The organism is Terriglobia bacterium (genome assembly GCA_020073185.1).
Taxonomy (GTDB): domain Bacteria; phylum Acidobacteriota; class Terriglobia; order Terriglobales; family Acidobacteriaceae; genus JAIQGF01.
In genome coordinates, this window is record JAIQFT010000021.1 from 32,319 (window position 1) to 47,166 (window position 14,848).

At 62.6% G+C, this 14,848-nt stretch carries 11 protein-coding genes; 8 read left to right on the top strand and 3 right to left on the bottom strand.

From position 1 onward, the window contains the following. Positions 1-475 precede the first annotated feature (475 nt). The 4 genes from ggt to rocF all read left to right on the top strand — a co-directional run bounded on the left by ggt (position 476) and on the right by rocF (position 5,680). A complete protein-coding gene (ggt, locus tag LAN64_09700; GenBank protein MBZ5568108.1) occupies positions 476-2,230 on the top strand; it encodes a gamma-glutamyltransferase in 1,755 nt (584 codons plus the stop codon). A gap of 120 nt (positions 2,231-2,350) precedes the next feature. Beyond that, positions 2,351-3,193 (top strand): sugar phosphate isomerase/epimerase, encoded by an 843-nt coding sequence (locus tag LAN64_09705; GenBank protein ID MBZ5568109.1) that lies wholly within the window; start codon positions 2,351-2,353, stop codon positions 3,191-3,193. 85 nt (positions 3,194-3,278) lie between these two features. Further along, positions 3,279-4,622 carry an asparagine--tRNA ligase gene (gene asnS, locus LAN64_09710; protein ID MBZ5568110.1) on the top strand — a complete coding sequence of 448 codons (1,344 nt, stop codon included), beginning with the start codon at positions 3,279-3,281 and terminating at the stop codon, positions 4,620-4,622. A gap of 131 nt (positions 4,623-4,753) precedes the next feature. Continuing rightward, a complete protein-coding gene (gene rocF / locus LAN64_09715; GenBank protein MBZ5568111.1) occupies positions 4,754-5,680 on the top strand; it encodes an arginase in 927 nt (308 codons plus the stop codon). Between the two features lie 43 nt (positions 5,681-5,723). On the opposite strand, the gene LAN64_09720 is transcribed toward rocF, so the two are convergent. Continuing rightward, positions 5,724-7,142 carry an adenosine deaminase gene (locus LAN64_09720; GenBank protein MBZ5568112.1) on the bottom strand — a complete coding sequence of 473 codons (1,419 nt, stop codon included), beginning with the start codon at positions 7,140-7,142 and terminating at the stop codon, positions 5,724-5,726. Between the two features lie 356 nt (positions 7,143-7,498). Between LAN64_09720 and LAN64_09725 the strand changes: the two genes are divergently transcribed. Next, positions 7,499-8,026, top strand: a complete 528-nt coding sequence (locus LAN64_09725; GenBank protein ID MBZ5568113.1) for a DUF4337 domain-containing protein — start codon at positions 7,499-7,501, stop codon at positions 8,024-8,026. A gap of 126 nt (positions 8,027-8,152) precedes the next feature. Here the strand turns inward: LAN64_09725 and LAN64_09730 are convergent, their stop codons facing one another. Next, complete coding sequence (locus tag LAN64_09730; protein MBZ5568114.1) at positions 8,153-9,007, bottom strand: Zn-dependent exopeptidase M28; 855 nt, start codon at positions 9,005-9,007, stop codon at positions 8,153-8,155. Positions 9,008-9,261: 254 nt separating this feature from the next. After that, complete coding sequence (locus LAN64_09735) at positions 9,262-10,479, bottom strand: P1 family peptidase (protein MBZ5568115.1); 1,218 nt, start codon at positions 10,477-10,479, stop codon at positions 9,262-9,264. A gap of 288 nt (positions 10,480-10,767) precedes the next feature. Between LAN64_09735 and LAN64_09740 the strand changes: the two genes are divergently transcribed. The 3 genes from LAN64_09740 to LAN64_09750 all read left to right on the top strand — a co-directional run bounded on the left by LAN64_09740 (position 10,768) and on the right by LAN64_09750 (position 14,836). Continuing rightward, positions 10,768-13,437: a tetratricopeptide repeat protein gene (locus LAN64_09740; GenBank protein ID MBZ5568116.1), complete on the top strand. Its 2,670-nt coding sequence runs from the start codon at positions 10,768-10,770 to the stop codon at positions 13,435-13,437. A 152-nt stretch (positions 13,438-13,589) separates the two neighbouring features. Continuing rightward, positions 13,590-13,862: a hypothetical protein gene (locus LAN64_09745; protein MBZ5568117.1), complete on the top strand. Its 273-nt coding sequence runs from the start codon at positions 13,590-13,592 to the stop codon at positions 13,860-13,862. Between the two features lie 101 nt (positions 13,863-13,963). Next, positions 13,964-14,836, top strand: a complete 873-nt coding sequence (locus LAN64_09750) for a TIGR00730 family Rossman fold protein (GenBank protein MBZ5568118.1) — start codon at positions 13,964-13,966, stop codon at positions 14,834-14,836. Positions 14,837-14,848 lie beyond the last annotated feature (12 nt).

A 14,848-nucleotide genomic window follows, 5' to 3' on the forward strand; every position in this document is an offset into this window, starting at 1 on the left:
GTGCAGTTTGATACGCTGGCTGACAGAGCAGTATGGATTAAAGAAGCTGGTTGAGCACATCTGGAAAGTGGTTGGCGTAGCCAGCACTTGCCAGACAATGCCTGAATTGCGGAGGAAGATGCAGGAACTGTACGGGAAAAAGCCCGGGTTCCAGTTCGAGCTAAGACTAAAATAATCCACATCGGAAGCCTAGTCTTTAGTCGCCCTCCCTCACGATCCGCGCAGCGGCTTGGCTGAAGTCCTCACGCTTATTCCTGGTTTTGGCCCTGTCCTCATGGGCATCGGCACGCTTTTGGGTCCGATCAGAACTACGCTGCAACTTATCGGCTTTTGTCCGCTTCTTTGCCATGCGGACAGTTTACGCCAGTTCGTCCCCGAAACTTCAAACTGCACCACTACCGAACCGTGGCTTTATTTGACTCTCCGTCGCCCCCTAGGCTAGCCTCGAAGATTCCGTTGCGGGTAAGAACGTCCCATGCCGCTCCACCGCAGATCATTGCTTGTGCTGGCGTTCACGGCGCTGGCGGTAGTGTGCTCGCAGGCGGCGGCGATGCGTCCGGCGCATGCGCAACATGCGATGGTCGCCAGCCAGCACGAGTTAGCGTCGCAGGCGGGCGTGGAGATCATGAAGCAGGGCGGCAACGCCGTTGACGCCGCCGTGGCCACCGGCTTCGCGCTGGCGGTGGTGCACCCGCAGGCGGGCAACATCGGCGGCGGCGGATTCATGCTCATCCGCCTGAGCAACGGCAAATTCCATTTCATTGACTACCGCGAGAAGGCGCCTGCCGCGGCCACGCGCAACATGTACCTCGACGCGCAGGGCAACGTCATTCCCCACGCCAGCCTGGTGGGCTACCAGGCGATCGGCGTACCGGGATCGGTGGCGGGCATGGCGTACGCTCAGAGGAACTTCGGCAAGCTGACGCTGGCGCAGGTGATGGCGCCGTCGATCCGGCTGGCGCACGACGGCTTTGCCCTCTCGTATGAAGACGCGCAAGACCTGCGCAACCCGCACTATCACCTGGGCGAGTTCGCGGAGTCGCGGCGCATCTTTCAGCGCGACGGCAAGTACTACGAGCAGGGCGAGATCCTCAAGCAGCCGGAGCTGGCGCGGACCCTGGAGCGCATCGCGAAAAATCCCGACGATTTCTACCACGGCGCCTTGGCGCACGAACTGGCGGCCGCAATCCAGAAGGGTGGCGGCCTGATCACCGCCAAGGATCTCGCGGATTATGAGGTCAAGGAACGCGAGCCGGTGCACGGCAGCTATCGCGGAATGGAAATTTACAGCGCCCCGCCGCCGTCATCGGGCGGGGTGGCGCTGCTGGAGATTTTGAACATTCTCGAGGGCTACGACTTGACGAAGTACGGCGCCGGTTCGGCCGAGGCGGTACACCTCACCATCGAGGCTTTCCGCCGTGCGTTTTACGATCGCGCCGAGTTCATGGGCGACCCGGACTTCGCCAAAATCCCGGTGGCGCAACTGATTGACAAGAAGTACGGCGCGGCATGGCGCGAGTCGGTGAATCCCGACAAGGCCAGCGCCAGCAATGGCCTGAAGCGTCCGGAGATTTTCAATGAGTTGGAGCGATACGCGTCCCTTCATGCGCTCGCGCTTGCGCCCGAGCCGTCCAACACCACGCACTACTCGGTGGTAGACGCCGACGGCAATGCGGTAGCGGTCACCACCACGCTGAACGATAGCTTTGGCTCCGCCGTCACCGCCGAAGGTCTCGGCTTCCTGCTGAACGACGAGATGGACGACTTCACTTCCAAGGCGGGTGCGCCAAATTTGTTTGGCTTGCTCCAGGGAGAGGCGAACGCCATCGGGCCGGGCAAGCGGCCGCTGTCGGCGATGACGCCCACCATCATCGTCAATAACGGCAAGCTGCTGCTGGTGATGGGGTCGCCGGGCGGCCCGCGGATAATTACCACCGTCGTAAATGTGCTGCTGGGCATCATTGATTACGGGTTAAACGTGCAGCAGGCGGTGAACGCGCCGCGCTTTCACCAACAGTGGCAGCCGGATTGGGTTTATGTGGAGCGCGTGGGATTTTCTCCCGACACGCTCCACCTGCTGCGCAACATGGGACACAAGATCGCGACCGAGGACAAAATTTACCCAAGCGGGATGTGGGGCGACGCCGAGGTGATCGAGATCAACCCCAAAACCGGCGAGCGCCTGGGCGCGTCGGACGCGAGGAATAATGGGAAAGCTCTCGGGTACTAGGTTGTCGTTCGTCGGTTTACGGTTGTCGGTTTTCGGTATCCTAACCAATAACTTGGGTTCATCAACCGAGAACCGAAAACCGAGAACCCGCTGATAACTGAGAGCTGACGGCTGAGAGCTATGATCAAAGCGATGTCCACCTTCGTTTATGTTCGCGAGCGCCTGCACCCGGGCTTGCTGGATGACCTGGTGCGCGCGGGCGCCGAGGCGATCGAGATCTTTGCCTTCCGCGGGCACTTCGACTATGCGCAGCGGCGGCAGCACGTGATCGAGATCGCCGCCTGGTTCAAGAGCACGGGCGCGCAGCTCAACTCGGTGCACTCGCCGATCTACAACAGCTACGAGTGGCGCCGGCGCGACGTAGCGCCGCTGAACATCGCCGGAAAAGACCGCAAGGGGCGCATCGACGCGATGGACGAGATCAAGCGCGCGATCGAGGTCGCCGAGCACGTGCCCTATCGTTTCCTGGTGCAGCACGTCGGCATCGGCAACGAGGAGTTCGACGAGCACAAGTTCGAGGCGGCCATGACCTCCATCGAGCACCTGCGCGCTTTCGCCAAACCGCTTGGGGTGAAAATCCTGCTGGAGAATATTCCCAACGAGCTCTCCACGCCGGAGCGGCTGGTGGAGTTGCTGCATACCTCGCACTTTGACGACGTGGGCGTATGCTTCGACGTCGGGCACGCGCACATCATGAGCGACGTGGCCGGCGCGTTCGCGATTTTGAAACAGCACATCCGTTCCACGCACGTGCACGATAACAAGAAAGACAAAGACACCCACCTCTGGCCGGGCGAGGGCTCGATCGACTGGGCGGAGACGATGAAGCTGCTGCGCTCGGTGCCGCATACGCCGCCGCTGCTGCTGGAAATCGAGGGCGACGGGAAGGCGCAGCCGCAAGTCACAAGCGGCATGGCGGAAGCGTTCAGGAAGCTGGAGCAGGTGGCGACAGACGCGGGGTAAAGAAACCGGTACCTGGTAGCTGGTCGTGGTTGGGAAAAGTTCGCCAAGCTGCGAGCTACCAACTGCCACCTGCGGTTGGGTCATCATGGAAACCGAAGTGGTAAAGACACAAGCGCCGCTGGCGCGCATCGACGAGATCGGAAAACACGAAGGCCAGAGCGTCGAACTGCGCGGTTGGCTTTACAACCTGCGCGAGAGTGGGAAGCTTTTGTTTCCCCAGTTTCGGGACGGATCGGGCGTCATTCAGGGCGTAGTGCCGAAAAACCAGGCGCCCCAAGCGTTCGAAGCTCTGAAGGGTTTGACCCAGGAGTCGAGCGTAATCGTGCGCGGCAAGGTGCGGGCCGACAAGCGCGCACCCGGCGGCTACGAGCTCGACGTCAGCGATGTGCAGGTCGTCCAGAAAGTTCCGGAAGACGATCCCTACCCCATCTCGCTCAAGGAGCATGGCGTTGACTTCCTGATGGAGCACCGCCATCTCTGGCTGCGCACGCCCAGGCAGGCGGCCATCCTGCGGATTCGCGCCGAGATCATCAAGGCAGTACGCGATTTCTTCGACTCACAGGGATTCGTCCTGACCGATCCGCCCATCCTTACGCCGGCCGCGTGCGAGGGCACGACCACCCTGTTCCCGGTGGACTATTTCGAGGAGCAGGCGTTCCTGACGCAGTCCGGCCAGCTTTACATCGAAGCCACGGCGATGGCGCTGGGCAAGGTGTACTCGTTCGGCCCGACGTTCCGGGCGGAGAAATCGAAGACGCGGCGCCACCTGACCGAGTTCTGGATGGTCGAGCCGGAAATGGCCTTCGCCGATCTCGACGACATCATGAACCTGGCCGAGGGACTGCTTACCCATATCGTGGGGCGCGTGCTGGAAAAGCGGCGGAAGGAACTGGAGTTAGTCGGGCGTGACGTTGCGCAACTGGAAAAAATCGCGGCGCCGTTTCCGCGCATCAGCTACGACGAGGCAGTGCAAATCCTGCAAAAGGGCCGCGCCGAGGGCAAGCTGGAGACCAAGTTCGAGTGGGGCGGCGACTTCGGCTCGCCGGATGAGACCTACATCTCGGCGCAGTTCGAACGCCCGGTGATGGTGCACCGCTACCCGGCCGAGGTGAAAGCGTTTTACATGGAGCCCGACCCGCAGAATCCCGAGCTGGCGTTGTGCGTGGACGTGCTCGCGCCGGAAGGGTACGGCGAGATCATCGGCGGATCGCAGCGTATTGCGTCCTACGACCTGCTGCTGCAGCGCATCCACGAGCACAATTTGCCAGAGGCGGCGTTCAAGTGGTATCTCGACCTGCGGAAGTACGGCGGCAATCCGCACGGCGGCTTCGGCATGGGCATTGAGCGTGCCGTGGCCTGGATTTGCGGCCTGGAGCACGTGCGCGAGACGATTCCATTTCCCAGGATGCTGCACCGACTCTACCCGTAGGTCTTTCCGTCTATCGGTCTCGGTCGCCGGGTTTCCGAATGATCGCAGGGCCGACAGACTGATGGACTAACAGACCTCTTATGCCAGACGGAACGACGACAAACACCGCTCCTGGCCCCGTCGCGGCGCCGATGCCGGGGATCCTTCCGAAGAAGATCCGCGTCATCGGTGTGCCGCTCGACCTGGGGCAGACCCGCCGCGGCGTGGACATGGGCTGCTCGGCGCTGCGCGTCGCCGGCCTGGAGGCGCGCCTGGAGGCGCTCGGCCACAAGGTCGAGGACTCGGGCAACATCGCGGTCACCATCGCCGAAACCAAGTCGTCTTTCGGCGCCGCCCATGCCAAGTACCTGAGGGAAATCACCCAGACCTGCACCAAGGAAGCCGAGTTGGTGGTCAAGACCCTGGAAGCCGGCAAGGTGCCTCTGGTCATTGGCGGCGACCATTCCATCGCCGTCGGCACCGTGTCCGGTGTCTCGGAGTTCTACCGTCGCCAGAGCCAGGCGGTCGGGCTGCTCTGGATTGACGCCCACAGCGACATCAACACACCCGACAGCTCTCCCAGCGGCAACGTGCACGGCATGCCGTTGGCCGCGATCATGGGATTGTGGCCCTCCGAGTTGGCCAACATCTTCGGCTTTTCGCCCAAGGTGCGCCCGGAAAACTGCGTGCTCATCGGCGTGCGCGACATTGACGCCGTGGAAAAGGAGAACATCCGGCGCGCCGGCATCGAGGTCTTCACCATGCGCGACATTGACGAGCGCGGCATGCGCGCCGTCATGGAAGAGGCGCTGCGCATGGCCGGGCGCGGGACCTCCGGCTACCACGTCTCGCTCGACATGGACTGGATTGACCCCGAAGACGCTCCCGGCGTCGGCACCCCGGTGCGCGGCGGCGCCACCTACCGCGAAGCCCACCTGGCCATGGAAATCATCGCCGACCACGGCCGCATGGCGAGCTTTGAGATCGTGGAAGTCAACCCGGTCATCGACGAGCACAACCGCACCGCCGACCTGGCCGTTGAACTGGCGCTTTCCGCGTTCGGCAAGAAGATCCTGTAAATCATCCCAGCGCTGCAGCTGGGGGTCTGCGACCGATAATCCGTCAGTGCCCGATCTTCGCCTCAAATTCCGCGAAGTCCTTTTCCAGTTTCCACTGCAGGCGGGCGCGTTCGCTGCTTTGCAGGAATTGCCGGCACGAACCCGACAGCGATTCTTCCGCGGCGCCCGAATTGTCCGTCTGGCAAGCCGCACGGCGGACCCGTTTCGTATCCGACCACAAGCTCGCGCCCGGCACGAAGGCGTGTTCCAGGCTGTCGCGTGCCATCTGCTTCAGCGTCGCGTAGCCGAACGCGTAGGTTTCGATGGCGCGCAGGTATTCGCGATCGAGATCGGAACGCGCCACGCCCTCGTCGTCGGTGGCGATCGCGACCGGGACACCGTACTGCAAATACATCGGCAGCGGGTGATCGGGACCGCGCACGCCGAGAATCATGTCGTTGCTGGTCAGGCATATCTCCACCAGGATGCGCTTGGCCGCCATCTCCCGCAGCAGCCCGAGCGGATCGCGCTCGTACATCACGTCCACGCCGTGCCCGATTCGCTCCGCGTGCCCGAGGTTGATGGATTGGCGAATATGAAAGCGCAGGCCGTCGGGCGGGACCAAGCCGGGCGCCAGTTCGCCGGCGTGCAGCGAGATGCGCAGCTTGGGATAGAGCTTGTGCAGGTAGTCCATCATCTGCATGTGGAGGGTGAAGTCGCGCATCTCCACCAGGCCGTCTTCCGGCATCACCAGGTTGATTCCGACCACACGCGGATCGGCGGAGCCCATTTCGAATCCCACCACCATCTCCGCGAACACCTGATCGCGCTCCAGCCCCCGGTGGACTTCGTAGAGGTAGCGCACGGTCACCGCGCATCCCGGGTCGGCATCCATGGAGCCGCAGCGCAGCATCGACCTCATCTTCGCCTCGCCTTGGTCCACGTTGGCACGCGCCGCAGCCACCACCTGCGCGAGGTCCTTTTCGATCAGCTTTTGCCGCTGCCCGGCCATGTCGCCGGCCCAGCCCATGCCGGCGCCCAGCCTGCCCGCCGCGCCGTTGTCCGGGCTGAGTATGAACTCGATGTACGACACGTGCTCGTGCCCGGCTCGCGATACCGCCTCGGCCAGCATCTCGCCGAGGTGATCGTTCTTAGCGAGGGAAAACTTGCCGAAGGTGTCGAAGAAATGATCGTGCGCCGACCTGTCGCCGGCGTTGGGGGTGTAGTGGCGCATGGACCACGCGTCAATGATGTCACGATAGAGCACGGGGTCGCTATACGCGCGCGCTGCCGGCACCTGGCCCTTGGCCTCGTCGCAGGCCGGCTGCTGACCGGCTTCTGACGGGGCCACCGCGCGGAGTGTCTTGCGCTCGATGCACAAGTGGTCGTGGACCGCAAAATCGATGAAAGACTCGGCGTAGGTCGCACCCGTCAGGTGATTGTGCAGGTCGGCGCCCTTGGGCAGTTGGCGGACAAAATCCACCAGCAAGGACGGCTGATGGCGGATCGACTCCAGGTAGCGAGCCGCGCGCTGTCCGCCGGCATCGCTTACCGTGGCGCGTCCGACGCGGTTTTTGACCGGCGCTTTGGGGCCAGGCTGCTGCCCCGCTGCGATGGTCGCTACTAAAAGAAGAAACAGGGATGCGTGCCAGCGGCGGCTCAGTGGCAAGGTCTCACCTCAAGGAGTGTGAAGGATTGTAGCGCCTTCATGGAACAAACAAAAAATCGGCCACGGATTCACACGGATGAACGCGGATTCCTCTTGTCTCCATCCTCTTTTTATCCGTGTGTATCGGTGAAGATCCGTGGTCAGTGACCGGTGATATCCTACGCAGCACAATGGAAGTCAACGAAGTCAAAGAGCTGCACGAGGTTGCGGCCGAAGCCCGCACCCACGAAGACAAGCGCATCGGGCTGACCATGGCCATCGTGGCCGTCCTGCTTGCCGTTTCCACGATGCTTGGGCACCGCACCCACACCGAATCGGTGCTCATGCAGACGCGTGCCACCGACCAATGGGCGTACTACCAGGCCAAGAACATCCGCGCGCACATGTACGAGGCGAACTCACAGATGGCCGCGCTCGGACCACAGGGGACGAAACTGGCGGAGGACTTCAAGACGCGCGGCGAAAAACAGCGCGCCGACGCCGAGAGCATCCGCGCCAAGGCCGAGCAGATGGAGTCTGAAACCCAGGCGACGGAGCGCAAAGCGGGGCATTACAACCTGTCCGAGATCTTTTTCGAGATCGCCATCGTGCTCTGCTCCATTTCGCTGCTGGCGGGCGCGAGCCTCTACTGGCGATTGTCGTTTATCAGCACGCTCATCGGCATTGTCATCGCCGTGCGCGGCGCCTGGCTGCACTGAAGCAATTTACGGATCGACGAATAGAGGAATTGACGAATCTCGACGCGCTCCGGGTCTAATCCGCCAAATCCGTCCGTGGTTTCTTTTACCAGCGATCGTGGTCTGCCCAAACGAGAACGCCTGTTTTCATTTGCTTCTCGGCGGCGCCACTTGCCGCTCCGGTAGGAACATGTCGAGGAACGTCAGGTAACGTGTCACCAGCCGGTACGTCTCGAAATAGTAGGACAGGTTCACGGCGCGCAGCGTGTCGTCGTGCGTGTGTAGGATGGCCAACGTCTCCTGGGTTACGGAATGGATGGTGATACTGGGAATCTTGGCCCGGCGGAACGGGTCGGCATCATCGTTGCCCACTCCTTCCACGTTCACCGCTGCCAGCGGCAACTCCATGACATCGGAGGTCCGGATCAACAGGTTGACCAGCTCTGGATCCGAGTAAGTCCGCCACACCTTCGTCGGCGACAGGCCCAGCGTATCAATGTTCACAATCGCTCGTACCTTTGCCTTTTCCTCGGCCGATAACGCGCTCACGTAGTACTTCGACCCGACCAGCCCCTTTTCCTCGCCGCCGAATCCGATGAATGTGAACGTGTAGCGGCGTGACGTTCCCGAAAGGCTTTCGTAGAGGCTGGGCAGCAGCGACGCCCCCGTCCAGTTGTCTGCCGCCCCATCGCCCGCGGCAATGTGATCGAAGTGCGCGCTCACGATAATCACCGCGTCCGTCTTTCCCGGCAATACGCAGATCAGGTTCGGCTCTCGCAGGCGGGGCACCGGCTCCTCCGACAGCTTGGTTCCACAGCCCACCTCGCCGAACATCTCCTTGAGCACCGCCTCGCGCTCCGCATCGCTCTTGGGCAGGTGATCGAGCCGCTGTTCGATCACGTTTCGATCCACCGTCTTGTAGCTCAACTGAGCCCGCGCCGGCAGACCAGTCAGCAGCAGCGCGCAGCACAGCCAGGGGAAGGTCCGCATAGGCGAGCGCATTCTACCGGAATCTCCCGTGTCGCCGCTCGCATCTGAGATTCCCTGCTCGGAACTCGCGGCCCGCTGCTTCTACTGCTTTTGCCCTGTACTCTCTCTGTGATAGTCATCGCCGCCCGCGGCGCCTGGCTGCACTGAACTGCTGGAAATCGCGAATTGACGAATTGCAGAATCGACGAATTTCGGCACCTCTGCGTCTAATGGGTCAATTCTTCAGCTCGACAATCCGGCGTTTTGCCGTACCCCCCCGGTGCCCATCACTTCTGAACCATCCCGTGTGCCTTCAAAATCTCCACCACTCGTTCCACCGGAATCGCCTCCCCCGTGTGGCCGCGCCCGGTCACCGTCGTCGCCTTGAGCAGCGAGTTGTAGATAGCCTCTTCCGTCGCCTCAATCGCCGCAAGGAACAGCGGCGACATCGCCTCGTTCCCCAGCACCGTCACTTGGCGTGCTTTCTTCTCATCCCCCGGACGAAGGCGCAACTCCGCCGCCGTCGAGAATGCAATTACGTAGTCGCCGCTGCCATTCGATCCCGCTGCGCCCGTGCGCGCCATGCCCATCACTGCCCGCGCCGCTAGCCGCTTCAGGCTACGCGCATCCACAGGTGCGTCCGTCGCCACCACGATCATGCATGACCCATTCGCGCCGTCTTCCGTTCCTAGCTTCGTGCCCCTTCGTGTCCTTGGTGGTTGAGCTTTTCCAGACCCCGCCGCTCCCTCTAATTCTTCCCGAAACACATACTTCTTCAATTCTTTCCCTACCGGCGCGCCCGCCAGGGTCAGCACGCCGCCAAAATTCGTCTGCACCAACACGCCCACGGTGTAACCGCCGAGCGAGGCCGGCAATTTCCGCGAAGCCGTTCCAATCCCGCCTTTCCACCCAAACGCAATGGTCCCTGTGCCCGCGCCGACGCTGCCCTCTTCCACCGCGCCGCTCTTTGCGCCCTTGATCGCTGCCAGCACGTCGTCGCCCGTGATCGGCCGCGACCGAATGTCGTTCAGATACCCGTCATTGGTCTCGCCCACCAGCGGATTGACGGATCGCACCCCCTCGTTCCCAGGCAGCGCCAGCATGTAATCCATCAGCGCGTCGGCCACGCGCGGTACCGCCAACGTGGACGTCAGCAGAATCGGCGTCTCGATCTCGCCCAGTTCATTCACCTGGGTTGACCCAGCCAGTTTCCCGAACGCATTGCCGATAAACACGGCGCCGGGCACTTTTTCGCGGAACAGGTTGCCACCATGCGGCAGAATTGCCGTCACGCCAGTACGCATGTCCTCGTCGCGCACGATCGTGGTGTGCCCAACGAGAACGCCGGCCACGTCGGTGATCGCGTTCAACGGCCCTGGCGCCATGACGCCAACCTGCACACCGAGTTCGCGGGCTCGCGGTCGCGCCTGCTTCGGCGCTCCCTGCGCCACGGCGTTTCCCACGAGGAGAATGACAGTCAATGCGCAATGAAATCTGCCGGCCATTAAGGGACCGATTCTACGCCATCGGCTCGGTACCGGTGCTCGGTACTTGCTGACTCGTATAGTTGTCCGTCGGCGGCTGGCAGCCTGAGGCTCGCAGCCGGTGTGCGCTTTTGCCGCACGCTCTCTCTGTGATAGTGTTACCCGCATTCCAGATTAGTCTGGCGAAATTCGTCCGCGCCCGCTATCCCGCGTTCCAATTCCGGGCCCACGGCACGCCCGGTCGGGAGCGTCGAGGGAGAGCGTGCATCCACCGGCGGGCGGCCGATTGCAGCACGGAGTCCATCGTTTATGGCGCTGGGTTTTGGCTTTAACAAGGCGAAGGTCCTCAGTTCCGCGGAAAAATACGTTCAACAGGGCAAGCTGCAGAACGCCATCGCCGAGTACGAGAAGGTCGCCAAGGAAGATTCCAGGGACCTCACCGTGCTCAACACCATTGGCGATCTCTATGCACGCCTTGGCCAGTCCGACCGCGCCACCGCCTACTTCCGCCGGGTGGGCGACGCCTACGCCGCCGATGGGTTCACCGTCAAATCCATCGCCATGTACAAGAAGCTCACCAAGCTGGCCCCTAGTTCCGTCGAGGGCCTGCAAAAGCTGGCCGAGCTCTACACCCAGCAGGGCCTGTACAACGACGCCCGTCAGCAGTATGTCGCCCTCGCCGACCACTGGATGAGGGCCAACGACCTGGAAGGCGCCGCCCGCGTATTTCAGAAGATGCTCGAGCTCGATCCGGAAAACGCCGCCATGCAGTCCAAGCTGGCCGACCTCTACATTCGGATGGGCAAGAAGGAGGACGCCAAGGAAATCTACTTCCGCGCCGCCGAGTCGCTTTACCAGCGCGCCGCCATGGACGCCGCCGACGAAGCCCTCGGGCGCATTCTCAGTATCGACCCCACCAACGTGCGCGCGCTGCTCAAGCGCGGCCTCATCGCTGTAGATTCCGGCGACGGCGCCGGCGCTGTCCTCCACCTCCAGAGCATCCCGCACATCGACGCCAATCCTGACGCGCTCGGCATCCTGCTTCGCGCTCACCTGGTTTCTGGCGATCATGCCGAGGGCGAAAAGGTGGCCCGCATGCTCGCCACCCAGCACAAGGACCTGAGCGGCATTCAGGCTCTGGCTGAGTCCTTGATGTCCCACGGCTCCTGTCAACAGGGCCTGGCTGTCTACCGCGAGTTCTCCGGTCAGCTTTCGGTCAGCAACACCGAGTCGCTGCAACGCGCTCTGGAAGGGGCTCTGCACAAGGTGCAGGAGGACGCGACTTTGCTCGAGATCGTCCGCGAGCTCTACACGCAGCTCGGTGATAAGGGGCACGTCAACGAATGCAGCGAGCTGCTGGCGCACGCTCTCGTCCAGTCCGGCGACCTCAAGCGCGCTCGCGATTTGTATCGCGAACTGGCCGACAGCGAGCCGGAAAACCCGGCGCACGAGCAGAACTACCGCCAGGTGCTCGCCAAGCTTGGCGAAGATGCCGCCATCCGCCCGCTCACCCAAGCCGAAGGCTCGCAGGCCTTCATGGTGGATGAGTTGGAAATGACCGCTCCGACGGTGGCGCAGGAATATCCCGAGGCCGTCGCCGAGTCCGTCAAGGCCGCCCTCACCGACTCCGAGTTGCTGGACTCCTACAATCTCCCCGAGAAGGCCCTGGCGCCGCTGGAGAAGGTCTTGCCGCAAGCGCCACGGGACGTGCGCCTCAACCAGCGCCTCGCCTCGCTCTACGCCGCCGCCGACCGCTTCGCCGATGCGGCGCGCTGCTGCCAGATCCTGGAATCGGTTTACAGGCAGGTCGGTCACCTTGATGAGGCGAAGCAGTACGCCGAAATGGCGGCGAAATACGCTGAGCGTGCCGGCACCCCGCTCGCCGGAGTTGCAGCCCCGGCTCCTCCGGCCGCCGACTTCACCGTTGAAGCTCAGCCGCCGGCTGTCTCGGTTGAGGCGGAGGTTCCCGCTGCCGCCTCCGCCACAGGCGCGCCGACGCATGAGATTGATCTTTCGGACGAATGGGAGACGCACGCTGCCGCCGAACCTGTGCCTCAACCCGTCCCGCCGACTGCTGCGGTCGCCGATCTGCTCAACGAAATCCGCTTCTATGTCTCGCAGGCCATGTGGAACGAAGCCCGCGCGGCTTTGGAGCACTGCCAAGTCCTCTCGCCCGGTAATCCAGACCTCGCCGCACTCCAGGCGCAACTGCCCGTCGCCGCTGCCCCCGCACCCGCAATCGAAGCGCAACCACCGGACGAAGTCTCGGTCGAAGCCCCTCCGCCTGCGTCCGCGGAAGTTTCTGTCGAGGTCACTGCTCCGCCGCCACCTGAACCCGCGTGGGAGCAACCGCCCTCGGCCGCTCCAGCCGTCGCCGCCAAGGCCGACGTTCTTGGCGACATGGTTTCCGATCTGGAAGCATCGCTCGGCGCCGATTTTGCCATCGCCGGCACGACCGCTGCACCGCCGAGGCCCGTGGCGCAGCCGGCCACGGCCGCACCCGGCGGGCTTTCCCAGGAAGTTCACGCCGAGGCCAGCAATGTCCTCTCCGACATGTTCGCCGAGTTCAAGGAAGACGCCGAGGCCGGCGCCGATCAGGTCGAGGATCCCGACACGCACTACAACCTCGGTGTCGCCTTCCGCGAAATGGGCCTGATGGACGAGGCCATCGGCGAGTTGCAGAAAGTCTGCCACGCCATCGACAAGGGTGCTGCCTTCAGCCAGACCATGCAGGCTTACACCTGGCTGGCGCAGTGCTTCGTCGAAAAGGGCGTGCCCGAGGCCAGCTTCAAGTGGTACGAGAGGGCGCTCAAAATCGCCACCGACGAGCAACAGCGCCTCTCCCTCCATTACGACTTCGCCAATGCCTGCGAGGCCGCCGGCAACCGCCAGACCGCCTTGCAGCACTTCATGGAAGTTTACGGCAGCAATATTGACTACCGGGATGTCGCCGAACGCATCAAAGCTCTGAGGCCGTAGTATCGCTGCATGTAGAATCGCTGCATATGGATCCTGCGACCGATCCCACAGAGCGATCACGCCAGGTGACCCCCGAAGCCAACGTTTTTCGCGGCGATAGTTTGCAGCCGGTCGCGAGCAAGCTCGATGCTGCGTCTTCCCCTGAACCCCAGATCAAAGTCTCGTACACCGCCATCTGGCTGCATCGCCTGTCGTTGGTCATCTTCGTCATCTTCTGCATAGAACTGGGCATGCTGCTCAGCGTGCTGCCCTGGACCCGCGTCTGGACTGACAACTCCCTGCTGGCCGCGCGTCCCACCTGGCGCGCCTTACTCCAGGACAACTTCGTCCGCGGCGTGATCACCGGCCTCGGCCTGATCGACATCTGGATTGGCGTCTGGGAGGCCGTCCACTACCGCGACCCGGGGAAGAAGAAGAATTTGTAATTTGGCAATTTGTAATTTGTAATGGCCTCTGCTCGCGCGGCCCGATTGGCAGTACTGTGCGGTCCGAAAATTGCAAGTTGCAGATTACCAATTGCAAATCCATGAACGAGAACATTCAACGCGCTCCCCTCGCTTACGAAAACAAGAAGTTCCTCAACTCCCCCGATGGGCGCATTCTCCGCCTCCTCTCGGAATACTCCGAGCCGCTGGCGCGCTTCCGCCGCGAGCGCATCCAGGACACCGTCGTCTTCTTCGGCTCGGCCCGCTTCCACAGCCGCCACGACGCGCAGCGCACCCTCGAACTGCTGGAAAAGCCCGGCTCGCGCGCCCTCGCCTCCGCGGCGGAGCAGCACAGAATCCTGCAGGCCCGCGCCTCGGTCGAGATGGCCCGCTACTACGAGGACGCGCGCGCGCTTGCTTCCCGGCTCACCGAGTGGGCGATGAAGATCCCGTCCAAGCGCCGCCGCTTCGTCGTTACCACCGGCGGCGGGCCAGGAATCATGGAAGCCGCCAACCAGGGCGCGCGCGAAGCCGGCGGGAAGACGATCGGCCTCAACATCAACCTGCCCTACGAACAGATGCCCAACCGCCACATCAGCCCGGAACTCAACTTCGAATTCCACTACTTCTTTATGCGCAAGCTGTGGTTCGCCTATCTCGCCAAGGCGCTCATCGTTTTCCCCGGCGGCTTCGGCACCTGCGACGAGCTTTTCGAGATCGTCACTCTGGCTCAAACCGAGAAGCTGGCGAAAAAAATCCTGGTCGTGATGTACGGCAGTGAATACTGGAAGAGCGTGTTCAACCTGCAGGCCATGGTGGACGCAGGTACCATCTCCGCCAAAGACCTCAACCTGTTCAAGATGGTGGACTCGGTGGATGAAGCTTTCGCCTACCTGCAGGAAAACCTGACCCGGTACCACCTGAATCTCCCGCAGCCGCAGAAGGCCCCTGAAATTGCCAAGACCAGACCCTAGTCGTGAGTGATG

Bases quoted from the DNA above. Each gene is read 5' to 3' on its own strand.
- ggt (MBZ5568108.1), top strand. From the start codon at position 476: ATGCCGCTCCACCGCAGATCATTGCTTGTGCTGGCGTTCACGGCGCTG.
- LAN64_09705 (MBZ5568109.1), top strand. From the start codon at position 2,351: ATGATCAAAGCGATGTCCACCTTCGTTTATGTTCGCGAGCGCCTGCAC.
- asnS (MBZ5568110.1), top strand. From the start codon at position 3,279: ATGGAAACCGAAGTGGTAAAGACACAAGCGCCGCTGGCGCGCATCGAC.
- rocF (MBZ5568111.1), top strand. From the start codon at position 4,754: ATGCCGGGGATCCTTCCGAAGAAGATCCGCGTCATCGGTGTGCCGCTC.
- LAN64_09725 (MBZ5568113.1), top strand. From the start codon at position 7,499: ATGGAAGTCAACGAAGTCAAAGAGCTGCACGAGGTTGCGGCCGAAGCC.
- LAN64_09730 (MBZ5568114.1), bottom strand. From the start codon at position 9,007: ATGCGCTCGCCTATGCGGACCTTCCCCTGGCTGTGCTGCGCGCTGCTG.
- LAN64_09735 (MBZ5568115.1), bottom strand. From the start codon at position 10,479: ATGGCCGGCAGATTTCATTGCGCATTGACTGTCATTCTCCTCGTGGGA.
- LAN64_09740 (MBZ5568116.1), top strand. From the start codon at position 10,768: ATGGCGCTGGGTTTTGGCTTTAACAAGGCGAAGGTCCTCAGTTCCGCG.
- LAN64_09750 (MBZ5568118.1), top strand. From the start codon at position 13,964: ATGAACGAGAACATTCAACGCGCTCCCCTCGCTTACGAAAACAAGAAG.